This is a genomic window from Gracilimonas mengyeensis (assembly GCF_900182705.1).
Lineage (GTDB): Bacteria > Bacteroidota > Rhodothermia > Balneolales > Balneolaceae > Gracilimonas > Gracilimonas mengyeensis.
Map to the genome: position 1 here is coordinate 1 of NZ_FXTP01000008.1, position 12,219 is coordinate 12,219.

The window sequence follows — 12,219 nt, forward strand, 5'->3', positions numbered from 1 at the left end:
CTCTGTTGGTACTGTTGAGGTTCAACGGCAGAAAAAACCAGCCTGGATATACCTGACGAAGTGCATCTGCCTGCAGGCAGTGCATAGACCAATACTGAAGGTGCCAGGCTGGCTCGATTCCAATAAAACAGGCAGAGAGTAAAGATCACAAGCTACTTATACAACCTTTTGCCTGTTGGTAAATAGTTCTCCCTCTAACATATGAGACCACTTCCTGCCTTATTTCTGCGGTATGTACCTCTACAATTTCTCAAACATGTTTATCCTGTTTGCCCTTTCAGTGGTCGGACGAGATTCCTCGGCCTAAATTTTTTTTGTAGCACATCAAAATAGAAATCTTCTCTAGTCAACCGTCACGCAACTGAGGTACTGTTGACTGTTTTTTAGCAGTCGGTTTCACTATTTTCGTATTTATCTTAGATGTTGCTAACCTTATTAACTATTAATGACTTTCAAGTACATTTCATCTGTATTTGCTTTTTTATTGTTGCTACTGCCCTTTGTTCAGTCAGCCGAAGCTCAGAAAAAAGGAAATCCGTTGATACGGAATTTCAGCCCGCAAGAATACAATGCGCATAACCAGGTTTGGGAAATCACGCAAAATGAGGACGGACATATTTACGCCGCCACCGGAACGGGTATCGTAATATTTGACGGTGAAATGTTTACGCCCGTGCAAGGCGCCCCATTGATGGTTACCAAGTTGTTTACTACCTCAAACGGCAAGATGTATTATGCGGCCAACAATGTTTTTGGGGAGATTGTTACTAACCAACAAGGGCTCCCTTCTTACTCCCATTTGCATCAAAAGCTGGATAGTGTCTCGCAAAATTTTAGTATGCCCTGGAACATGGTAGAGTATGAGGATGCGTTATGGCTTTCAACCCAAAGACGATTGCATCGTTATTCTGATGAACAACTTGAAGGTATAAATCCCATAGAACATTCTTTCAGGGGCGTATTTACCGTCAATAGTGGCCTGTTTGTGGCCGAGGCTAATACCGGTTTATTACGCTTAAATAAAAACAAAAGACTTGAGATGGCCGCGGGCGGAGAAGCTTTTGCCACCGACAAACGGCCTGACTTCCTGCTTCCTTTCGACGATGAACGCGTGTTGGCCGGTTCTGTGCAAAACGGTCTGTATTTGTACTATATCGAAGCTGCAGACGGTAAGCCGAGAGGAACACTGGAGCCCTTTTCGAATGAAATCAACGAGCAGTTGAAGTCGGCAGCCATCTCTGATGGCATCCAGCTAAAAAACGGAGATTATGCCATTGCAACAGCTACCGATGGAGTATTCATTCTTAATAAAGCGGGAGAATGGGTACAAAAAATCGACAAGCAGTCCGGGCTACAATCCAACGCCGTTCATTCTTTGTTTGAAGACCGGCAGGGTAACCTTTGGATAGCACTCGACTTCGGTTTTTCCATAGCAGAGACAGGCTCGCCCATAAGTTATTACAATACCCAAAACGGCCTGGACCGGGTGGTTATTGAGGCTCTTGAGGCGGATAACCAATTATATGCAGCTACCACCACCGGGCTATATCGGAAAGATGGGAATGGCTTTATCCCGCTGCCCGGAATAACGGCGGCTGTCTGGGATATTACCAAATTTACCGATCCAAGCTCTGGAAAGGAATCACTACTGGCAGGTAACAATTTTGGATTATTTTGGGTTGATGAAGGCAGAACCCGAGAACTTCAATCTACCTTTACCAGCAGTCTATTGCAGTCTTCTGTGAAGCCGGACCGTATTTATGCCGGTACTACATCCGGGCTTTATTATCTTGAAAAAAATGGAGCTACATTTTCTGCATCGAAAACTTTTTTGGAAGTAGGAAACCCGGTGCGCCAAATACTGGAAGATGAAAACGGAGGCCTGTGGGTAGCTACACAAAGCGACGGACTTCGTTATGTTTCCCCGGATTTTGACACTTCTTCGGTAAAAACGTATCGCAAAACGGAAGACTACTTTGTGGCCTATAACGCAAGCATGCAATGGATTGAAGGAGAGCTTTTTGTTTCTACGATTACCAATTTTTATAAGTATAAGAAAGCAGAAGATACTTTTGTAGAATGGAGAAGCCCCGGCCTGGACGAGCAGCAGATGTTGGGCATCTATCGCTTTCATTATGAAAACGGCACACTATGGGTTGGAGCCAATCGGCAGCGGCAGCATACCACCCGGATTGATTCTGTTTTTTCCACCTCGGCAAAAGCCTCAAGTGCGCCTTTTACGGCCCTACCGTCTGGCAACATACTTAGCATTAATGAAACTTCTAATGGCATCCTCTTTTCAGGCTTATCAGGGATTCTACAGTACTCTGAATCCGCCAATAGTACATCAAAAGTCTCTCTGCCATCGCCACAAATTCGATCGGTTGAGGTTTTTGCCGACAGCACCTACTCCATACCCCCGAATTTTAGCGGCCTACCAGAAGTGCCTTATAACCGCAAAACCCGCTTTCGCTTCAGCAATGCCCTGCCCTGGTTTGGCAGTCAAGGTGCGCTAGAATATCGCTATCGTATGCAAGGGCTGGATTCCGAATGGTCTGCCTGGACAGATAATCATGTCGTGGAATACACCTCCCTTTGGGAAGATGAATATACTTTTGCCGTACAAGCCCGCAACCGCGAAGGCGAGGTCAGTGCTGTTGCAGAATATGCCTTTGTTGTGAGCCCTCCCTGGTTCCGTACCACCTGGGCGTACATGGGCTTTGCTCTTTTGTTTATGGGGATGTTTTACGGGGCGGTTAAATCAGTGAATCAAATAAAAACCCGCCGGCTTGAAAGTTTTAATCGCGAATTGGAGCAAAAAGTAGAAGAGCGGTCGGCTGAGATCACCAAGCAAAATGAAGAACTGAAAAGGTTGAATGAAGAGAAGAGTGAGTTCATGAATATTGCCACTCATGATCTGCGGAGTCCGCTTACGGGTATACAGGGTTTGAGCCAGCTTTTGTCATCTCCTGAGCGTACTCTTTCGTCCGATGAAGTCCGCCAGTACGGGCAGTTGATCAACGATAGCTCCCGCCGTATGTCTGCCCTGATAAACAATTATTTGAACGTACACCGCATTGAGCACGGAAATATCCAGCCAAATCCGCAACCCATTTCGTTAGGGCACACCGCTGAAAAATCAACAATACGATTTAAGCTCCAGGCCGAAAAAAAGAAAATGGAGTTACAGGTACATCATGCAAAAGAAGAGGACCCAGTTATCCTTGCCGATCTATCATTGACCGAACAAGTACTGGATAATTTGATTTCTAATGCTATCAAATATTCTCCCCTCTCTTCTTCCATAAAAATTATAGTAGGGAAGAATGGTGAATTTGGAACCGTAACAGTGCAGGACCAAGGACCGGGAATTACTAAGGCAGACCAGAAAAAACTCTATCAAAAGTTCAGCCAAATAAATACCAAGCCTACCGGGAATGAGGTATCAACCGGACTGGGCTTATCCATCGTAAAGCAATTGGTTGAAATCATGGATGGAGATATTTGGTGTGAAAGCGAGCCCGGAAATGGGGCCGCTTTTACGGTGAAATTGCCTTTGGCATCTAAAGTGAGCGCCTGACTTTCTTAAGATTGTAACATTCTAAAAACTTTAGTCTTATTCTCGCTCTAATGATTCCAGAAATTTTTGAGAGGAACTGAAAATCTTTTCTTTATCCTCTTCTGATTTCTTATCAAGCATATTCACCATAAAACTGGAGCGCTGGTTATTGGCGAATGTATCTCTCTGCTTGTCGATAAAATTCCAATAGAGGTAATTAAAAGGGCAGGCGTCTTCGCCGGTTTTTTTACTGATCTTATAGTCGCAGTGTTTACAATAATCGCTCATCTTGTTGATGTAATTACCACTGCTTACATAAGGCTTGGAGGCCAATACGCCGCCATCTGCAAAAGTAGACATCCCCAGCACGTTTGGCAATACCACCCACTCCCAGGCATCCACGTAGGCCAGGTAAAACCAGCGATTCAGTTCCCGAGGATCGGTTTCGGTGAGATTGCTAAAGTTACTCAGTACCATCAATCGCGGAATATGATGGGAGTATCCTTCATTAATCACCGGTTCAACACATTGTTGCAGGCAATTCATTTTGGTTTCGCCCGACCAGTATAATTCCGGCAGAGCATTCTTGAAATCAAAATGATTGGCTTCCCGGACTTCCGGCATCATGGCTTCATAATACACCTTAACATACTCCCGCCACCCGATAATTTGCCGGATAAATCCCTCTACTGAATTCAGCCGGGCCTTTCCTTCCTGATACGCTTTCTCCGCCTTATCGCAAGCTTCTTTGGGAAGTATCAACCCATTATTCAAATAGAGTGATAATTGGGAATGGAAAAGCTCGTGTCGGCCATGTGCCATTGCATCTTCATACGGACCGAATTCATCCAGCCGTTGATCTATAAACTCGTTAAGGCGATATAAAGCCTGCCGGCGGGTAACCGCGTAGCTGAACCCTTCGCTTTTACCAAAGTGATCTTCATATTCTTCCTCAACCAAAGCAATTACCTCATCGGTAATATCTCCCGTTTCAGTTTCTGCAATTTCAGGTACCGGATGATCCTTGGGAAGCTTCTCCCGGTTCTGCTCATCATAGTTCCATTCCCCACCTTCCGGTTTATCTCCATCCATCAGGTAACCGGTTTGTTGGCGCATCTCCCGGTAAAAGTACTCCATCAGCCAGCCATCTTTTACCCGGTCTTTATAAGCTTCTGCATCTGCCAGAAAAAATGTGTTCGAGGTTTCATTTACACGGTCTTTGAACTCTTTCTTCAAATCACGAAGTTCTTCCCGTGTGCTCCACTCAGAAGGTGTCATGTAGGTTAGCTGAAGTTGCTTATTCGCCTTTAAAAGTTCATTCAGTCCACTGCCAATGTTTTCTTCTGTGGGGTGATAGTAGACCGGAAATCCCGCCTCTGGGCACTCCAGGGCAAAATGGCGCAAACTGCTTAGCAAGTAAATCAGCTTCTTTTTATGAAAAGGCAGCGAGCGCAGGTAGGCTTCGGATTCTACAAAAATGAGCACCGGTTTTTCATCCTGCACCCATTGTGGCCAGCTTTCCAAATTCAGCTGATCATGTAAAATGAACACCGCTTTTTTGTGATTGCTCAGATCTGCTTGATCTGTGCCTGATTTGATAAGGGATATAAAAGATTGTTTACTCATGTGCTATAAAAGTGATTTGAAGGGGTAGAGCGTTCCCATAAAGTGGTCATTGCCCTCTCACTGAAGGTGGCTATTAGCTGAAATCCTGGCCAGCCTCGACTCTTTCTTCCTGAACTGTTATAATCCGGCATGAAGAACAAAACCATTATAGGCATTATGGGGCCTGGAAGTGGGGCAACCAGCAGCGACCTGGATACTGCTTATATTCTTGGCAACGCTTTAGCACAGGAAGGCTACCTGGTTTTGACCGGCGGACGTGCTTCTGGAGTAATGGAATCAGCTATGAAAGGAGCTAAAGCAGCCGGAGGAACCACCATTGGAATATTGCCTTCACCGGATGGCGCCAATCAATCTGAATTTGTGGATATCGCAATTAAAACCGACACCGGAAGCGGACGTAACAACATCAATGTGCTAACATCGGATGTTGTTATTGCAGTGGGAGTAGGAGCCGGAACGGCGTCAGAAATTGCCCTCGCTATAAAAAACGACAAGCCTGTAATCCTGATGAATCAAACTGACGAATCATTGAAATTCTTCTACTCTCTTACTCATCCGCGATTGTATCAAGCCGGAGAAGTGGAAGCGACGCTGCAACTTATCAAACAAGTTTTGAAAGAAAAGTAAGACGTACAGCTTGTAAGCTTGCGAAAAGAGACATTACTTTTTGCGATTTACTCTAATACTATTATATTAGTACTAACTAATTCATAAGCCATGCGAAAATCACTGACACCACTTGGAGAATCGGAAATGGAAATCCTGCACCACGTGTGGGAAATGGGTGAAGCTACGGTAGCCCAGGTTAAGGACCGGATCCTTATGGACCGCAAGGTAGCCTATACCACGGTCATGACCATCATGAAGAATTTAAACGATAAAGGATATTTAAAGTACCGTAAAGACGGGAATACCTATGTGTATAGTGCCCGCAAAGATCCGGAAGAGGTGCAGTCGAGTTTGGTTTCCGGAATGATTGACAAAGTTTTTAAGGGCTCAACCTCTGCATTGGTGCAAACGCTGGTAAAAGGAGAGAACCTAAGTGAAAAAGAACTACAAGAGATACGAAAAATGATTGATGACATGGAGGATTAACGATGGCAGACCTGGTATTTACACTTAAGAGTTTAGGGAGTACAAGTCTGGATGTATTTTGGTTTCCATTGGGGATATGGACTGTATTTTGCGCGCTTACCTTTTTGATTTTACGCTATTGGGATACAATGAACCCGCTTTTTCACTACCACTTGCGGGTGGCAGCTGTCCTTTCTTTGCCACTTGGAATTGGTGCGGCCGCCTTGCTGCAAAAAGTACCGGAGTGGTTTTCCTCATCAAACATTGAAACAGCTTTTTTTGTAGTTCAAAATCCTATTGAAATAGTAGTAACGGCAAATAGTTCGGTAAGTGAAGCCACGACTATGGATTGGATAGACCCCTCGCTTTGGATAGGTATTGTCACTTTATGCCTTTTAGCAATCTCTTTGTTTATGACCGGACGGCTTATAAATAGTTATTTGGATCTTAGATCACTGTATAAAACTTTGTCCATAGTTGACCTGAAGGACATTCGTTCGTTACCCCAAAAAGCCTATCAGAATGTTAAAGTGGCTTTTCATGATCATCCGCTTGTGCCCTTTACCTTTGGATGGAAACAACCGGTGATTGTTTTACCCCGTGTTTTGCAACAGCAGCCAGACAAATTTGAAATGGCCCTTCAGCACGAGCTTACGCACATAAAAAGGGGCGATTACCTGCTACAATTGTTTTTATCTATGATTGAATCGGTCTTTTGGTTTCATCCGCTGATACAGTACGGGAGCCAGGAGATTGACACCTACCGGGAAATTTCCTGTGATCAGGAAGTACTTTCCAAATCCGAGTTCTCCATAAAATCCTACGCTTCCCTTTTATATGAATTAGTTCCTCTTTCAGGGAGTGCGGGACGGTTGTCAGTGAGCATGGCTGTTCAACAATCAACCTTAAAGAAACGGATTAAAACCATGAAGTATTATAAACTACACAAAGCTTCTTTCCGGCAAAGCATCGCTTTTCTATTGCTGATGATTGTGGGTATTACCTTGCCCATTGCCTGTTCTGATTTAAGAACACCGGAATCATTATCAATGGAAGAGCTGGAAAGCTCAACCTTACAATTACAAGGTCCTCAGATTAGTATTAATGGGTTAGCTATAGAAAACATAAAGGGAAGCGACCAAGTGGAAGTATCTGGCTTGGGAGCTTTGGTGCTAAATACCACAAAAGGAGTGTTTAAAATTGCTCCCAGAAATTTTGAAGGTAGCAAAAGGGCTGGTCAAGTGAGTGGTAATACATTAAGCTTCTCAATCAATGAGATGGATGTAACTGTTTCGTCTTCCGCAACCATTATTAACAACGCCGATGAGTCTCCACTTTGGATACAACATCTGCCTTATGAGGTTCAAACAAATACCATAACAGCCATACCGGATGCATTTAAACAAGCACCTCCTCCGCCTCCAGCGCCAGGAACTAAAAGCGATGATGGCGACTATTTTGTGGTTGTAGAAGAAATGCCCAAACTTATCGGTGGGATGCAAGCCATTCAAAGTAAAATTGAATACCCTGAACAAGCCCGCAAGGCAGGGATTGAAGGCCAGGTCGTGGTACGGTTTGTTGTGGATGAAAACGGAGATGTGATAGAACCGGAAGTAGTCCGTGGCATCAGCAGTGGAGCAGACGCAGAAGCCCTTCGGGTGGTAAAAGAAGCTCAGTTTGAACCGGGCATGCAACGAGGCAAAGCTGTTCGTGTGCAATACGCCATGGCTATTAATTTCAAACTGCAAGACTCTGATTTTGCTGCACCCAATCCTCCAGAAAAACAGCAAAGCAAATAAAATGCTTAGATAACAGCGACCTGATGTAGATCACTCCTACTGCAAATTTTTACCTAAGCGGAGCCTTGTCTCCGCTTTTTTATTTGTTTGATGCTGAAACATCTGCTATTCTCGGGCGTAGCAATCCACAGACTGTAATCTAAAAAGTTAGCACTATGTCATCAAAACTGAGAAAATCACGCACTGATAAAATGCTGGCCGGTGTATGCGGCGGCTTTGCCGAATACCTTGGCTGGGATCCCACCCTTGTTCGAATCCTTTTTGCTGTTATTCTAATTTCAAGTTTTGGAACGGCTGTACTGGTTTATTTCATTTTGGCCATCATCATGCCAGAATAAAAAGCGCTCTATTAGTACTATTCGCCTTCTTGTTTAATTGGCAGGTACTTAGCATCTTGGACACTCACAAATCTTTTGCTTATGAAAGTCGGAATTGTCGGAGATGCAAAACGTGCTGCTGCCTGGGAGCAACACTTGCGCCCGCACCGTATTGTGGAAGAAGTGGAGCTTTGCCCGAAAATTAACGAAGTAGGAAATGTAGACGCCTGCTTGCTAATTGATGATACACCCGACAATCTGGATATCCTGCTGGAAGGCATACGGCTTGGACTTAACTGTTTCCTGATTGCCCGGCAGCCTACTCACACCAAAAAGCTCGAAAACATACACCGGGCAGCCGAAGAAGCCGGCGTTTGCGTACAATTTTCTCACTGGCCTACCCTGGCACCCGCTACGCAGTGGATGATGGATCAAATCAATCGCCCTACCTTGCTAAGCATTACACGGGAAGTAAACTATTCCCAATTTTTAAACACCGAAGAAGAATTCCGGCATTTTTGGATTGATGAACTTGGCCTTTGCATGAAATGGATTGATAGCGGCATTCACCATGTGGAAGCCAAACAGATAACCATGGAACAAACTCTGCCGGTTACCATCCACATTTTTCTGCGGTTTGATAACGGCTCTACAGCAGATATAAAGATTTACACCGGGGCATCCGAGAACAAACACCTTCGCGTTGCCTCTTCCCGCCAACAGCTTCTGGAATGTGATGCCCCCTCACAAAAAGTTAGAGTAGGTAAAACCAACTCAAGCGGACGCCTTTATTTCGAGAAACAAAACTTCGACCCATCCAAAGCAGCCGAAAAGGCAGCTCTTATGTTTCTCAAAGCCATCCAAATGAAGCAAGAACCTCCCTACAATACATATGATGCCTACCAACTTGCTGTTCAGGTTGACCGTATTCAGCAAAGGCTAAAGCAATTTAGTTAATCCTCTCTCTTCGTTTGCAAAAAAATCACAAACTGCTTGTGTTAAGATCAAGGAACAAACATAGCTCTACACTGTTGCTATAGTTATAGCTTCGGGGACCGATAACACCATTCCGTAACAATAAATTAACAAGCAGGTAATAATAGATTTACTTTTTGTTAACAATTCCTTAACATTGGAGCAGAAACTGAACGGAGAGGACTATGAAAACAACGTTTTTTACCCTTGTATTTGCACTGATATTCTCATCAACACTTTTTGCACAACAAACAGTGACGAATGAAAAGCATGAGCGTGTTCTAACTCATGTTTCACAAAATATCTTTGATGTTACATTCTTCGATAGTAATGGAGATATCGTGCAGGAAGGACAATATTGGAAAGAAGACAAGAAATTTAAGCCACATGGTACGTGGGTTTTATACGGTTACCAATCAAATGAAGTGGTTACCGTTGCAGAGTTTGATAAAGGAAAACAACTCTCTATCCAAACGACCATTGATGGTGAGTTAATCAGTGCAAATAAATCTTTGCTAACAGCGAAAAAATAAAGGCTGTTAGTTTTTTAATTAATCAACAAAAAAATAGCACCAAATAAAATGAGGAGGTGCCGTTATGAGAGCAAAATTATATGAGAAGTATTACAAATTAGGATTTGATCACTACATCTTTAAAAACATCTTCGGGCTGAATAAACCCGACAGAAAAGTAAAACGATTTTATTACGCAGTAATGTTTACTGCGTTAATGATCGGCTTCCTGATTTCTTAAGATCATGAACCGGGCTTCATGGCTTTGAAGATTTTTTTTAGTTTACTTCGTGGCATTAAACCGTCAATGAAGTTAAACTGACCAGCCTGAAGTCGCTCACCTCCATCAATGACCACACATTCTCCGGTCATATAAGATGAGAGGTCAGACATTAGAAATACAGCAAGGTTGGCGAGCTCTTCGGGCTCGCCAACTCTTTTTAAAGGCACTTTTTTGATAAATTCTTTTTCCATTTTCTCTTCAGGCACCAGTCGAGACCAAGCCCCTTCTGTTGGAAATGGTCCCGGAGCGATGGCATTCAATCGTATCCCATATTCTGCCCACTCAAATGCCAGCGATTTGGTCATAGCCAATACCCCTGCCTTTCCACAAGCAGATGGCAACACAAACGCACACCCTGTTCCTTCGGCATAGGTGGTAACCATATTCAGGATATTTCCTTCTTTATCATTATCGATGAGGTAATTGCCGAATACATGGGTACAGTTAAAACTGCCATGTAGCACAATATCCACTACCGCTTTAAACCCGCCTGGACTTAAATCTTCGGAAGCTGATAAGAAATTTCCTGCTGCATTATTCACCAAACCTTCAACTGACCCGAAATCTTCAATCATATGTTTAAACATCGATGTGACCCTATCATAATCCCGAACATCACACTGATAGTATCTTGCAACAGCTCCAGCCCGTTCTTTCTCAATTTCTTTCACTGCGTTCTGGAGTTTCTCCTCTGTACGACCACAAATGGCTACATCAGCTCCAGCCCTGGCAAAAGCCTTCGCCATTGCCAAACCAAGACCACTTCCGCCGCCGGTTATTAATATAGTTTTTTCAGATAGCGTGTCTTCTTTAAACATGATCGATGTTTGGATTGATAATTTATGAATGTTGATTGATGATTTGCTTGATGAACGCAATCATTAACTCAGGTTTTCGAAGATTCCGGCTGCGCCCATTCCGCCGCCAATACACATAGTTACCAGGCCGTATTTGGATTTTCGGGCGACCATTTCATGCAATATTTGGGTAGTTAGCTTGGCGCCGGTGCATCCAAGTGGATGTCCCATTGCGATTGCACCGCCATTTATGTTTGTAATATCCTCATCCAAATCCAGTTCCCGAATAACGGCCAACGACTGGGAGGCAAAAGCCTCGTTCAATTCAATCAAATCAATTTCTGAAAGCTTGACGCCCGTTTTATTCAATACTTTTGGAACTGCTTCTACCGGACCTATACCCATGATCTCAGGAGCAACCCCTGCAACCTGGAAGCCTACATAACGAGCCATAGGTTCCAGTCCCAGTTTCTTCACCATGGCTCCGCTCATCACCACTACACCTGCGGCAGCGTCATTCATTTGTGAAGAATTCCCTGCCGTCACGCTACCTCCATTCTTAAAAACAGGTCTCAGGCCTGATAAAGCTTCTACGGATGTATCCTTGCGAGGCCCTTCATCTTGTTTAAAAGTAAAGCTTTCTTCCTCTACTTCTCCCTCAGCCGTTATTTTCTTTTCTTTGACCTCTATCGGTGTGATCTGATCATCGAATTTACCTTCTTCCCAGGCCTTGATGGCACGCTGGTGGCTGCGATAGGCAAAGGCATCCTGATCTTGCCGGCTCACTCCATATTTATCTGCCACATTCTCTGCCGTGATCCCCATGCTTACATATACACCGGGCTTTTCATCCATAAGCTGTGGATTGGGCTGAACCGACATGCCGCCCATGGGCACCAAGCTCATAGATTCAACTCCCCCCGCGATAATAACATCCGCACTGCCGGCCATAATACGCTCGGCGGCCATCGCGATAGTTTGCAAGCCAGAGGAACAGAAACGATTTACGGTGACACCGGGAACAGCATCCGGCAAGCCCCCCAATAGGGCAATTTGCCGGGCTACGTTCAACCCCTGTGAAGCCTCGGGAAAGGCGCAACCCATAATGACATCTTCAACCTGTTCAGGCTCCAGTCCCTGCGTTCTGCTTAAAAGATCTTTCACCACGGCCCCACCCATTGAATCGGGACGAGTAAAGCGGAGCGATCCCTTGTTAGCTTTTCCACACGCGGTTCTTGCTGCTGCTACAATATATGCTTCTCGATCATTCATAATCT

The 12,219-nt window shown here is 44.3% G+C and carries 11 protein-coding genes; 8 read left to right on the top strand and 3 right to left on the bottom strand.

The window, feature by feature from the left end; translation table 11 throughout:
- The first annotated feature begins 445 nt into the window (after positions 1-445).
- Complete coding sequence (locus tag FN815_RS09840; protein WP_142454470.1) at positions 446-3,580, top strand: sensor histidine kinase; 3,135 nt, start codon at positions 446-448, stop codon at positions 3,578-3,580.
- 36 nt (positions 3,581-3,616) lie between these two features.
- Here the strand turns inward: FN815_RS09840 and FN815_RS09845 are convergent, their stop codons facing one another.
- Entirely contained in the window at positions 3,617-5,185 is a 1,569-nt protein-coding gene (locus tag FN815_RS09845; protein ID WP_142454471.1) for a cryptochrome/photolyase family protein, read from the bottom strand.
- 129 nt (positions 5,186-5,314) lie between these two features.
- Between FN815_RS09845 and FN815_RS09850 the strand changes: the two genes are divergently transcribed.
- From FN815_RS09850 to FN815_RS18885, 7 genes are all read left to right on the top strand, one after another.
- The gene (locus FN815_RS09850; RefSeq protein WP_142454472.1) at positions 5,315-5,812 is read left to right on the top strand and encodes a TIGR00725 family protein; all 498 of its coding nucleotides are present in this window, start codon (positions 5,315-5,317) and stop codon (positions 5,810-5,812) included.
- 90 nt (positions 5,813-5,902) lie between these two features.
- Positions 5,903-6,280: a BlaI/MecI/CopY family transcriptional regulator gene (locus FN815_RS09855; protein ID WP_142454473.1), complete on the top strand. Its 378-nt coding sequence runs from the start codon at positions 5,903-5,905 to the stop codon at positions 6,278-6,280.
- 2 nt (positions 6,281-6,282) lie between these two features.
- Complete coding sequence (locus FN815_RS09860) at positions 6,283-8,058, top strand: M56 family metallopeptidase (protein ID WP_142454474.1); 1,776 nt, start codon at positions 6,283-6,285, stop codon at positions 8,056-8,058.
- A gap of 155 nt (positions 8,059-8,213) precedes the next feature.
- Positions 8,214-8,396, top strand: a complete 183-nt coding sequence (locus FN815_RS09865; protein ID WP_142454475.1) for a PspC domain-containing protein — start codon at positions 8,214-8,216, stop codon at positions 8,394-8,396.
- A gap of 81 nt (positions 8,397-8,477) precedes the next feature.
- A complete protein-coding gene (locus tag FN815_RS09870; protein ID WP_142454476.1) occupies positions 8,478-9,332 on the top strand; it encodes a Gfo/Idh/MocA family oxidoreductase in 855 nt (284 codons plus the stop codon).
- 203 nt (positions 9,333-9,535) lie between these two features.
- Positions 9,536-9,883, top strand: coding sequence for a hypothetical protein (locus FN815_RS09875; protein WP_142454477.1), 348 nt, complete (start codon positions 9,536-9,538; stop codon positions 9,881-9,883).
- 64 nt (positions 9,884-9,947) lie between these two features.
- Positions 9,948-10,103, top strand: a complete 156-nt coding sequence (locus tag FN815_RS18885; RefSeq protein WP_185957249.1) for a hypothetical protein — start codon at positions 9,948-9,950, stop codon at positions 10,101-10,103.
- Positions 10,104-10,105: 2 nt separating this feature from the next.
- Here FN815_RS18885 and FN815_RS09880 read toward each other — a convergent pair whose 3' ends face one another.
- Both FN815_RS09880 and FN815_RS09885 read right to left on the bottom strand, forming a co-directional pair.
- Complete coding sequence (locus FN815_RS09880) at positions 10,106-10,963, bottom strand: SDR family oxidoreductase (protein WP_142454478.1); 858 nt, start codon at positions 10,961-10,963, stop codon at positions 10,106-10,108.
- 63 nt (positions 10,964-11,026) lie between these two features.
- Positions 11,027-12,214 carry a thiolase family protein gene (locus FN815_RS09885; protein ID WP_142454479.1) on the bottom strand — a complete coding sequence of 396 codons (1,188 nt, stop codon included), beginning with the start codon at positions 12,212-12,214 and terminating at the stop codon, positions 11,027-11,029.
- Positions 12,215-12,219: the final 5 nt, after the last annotated feature.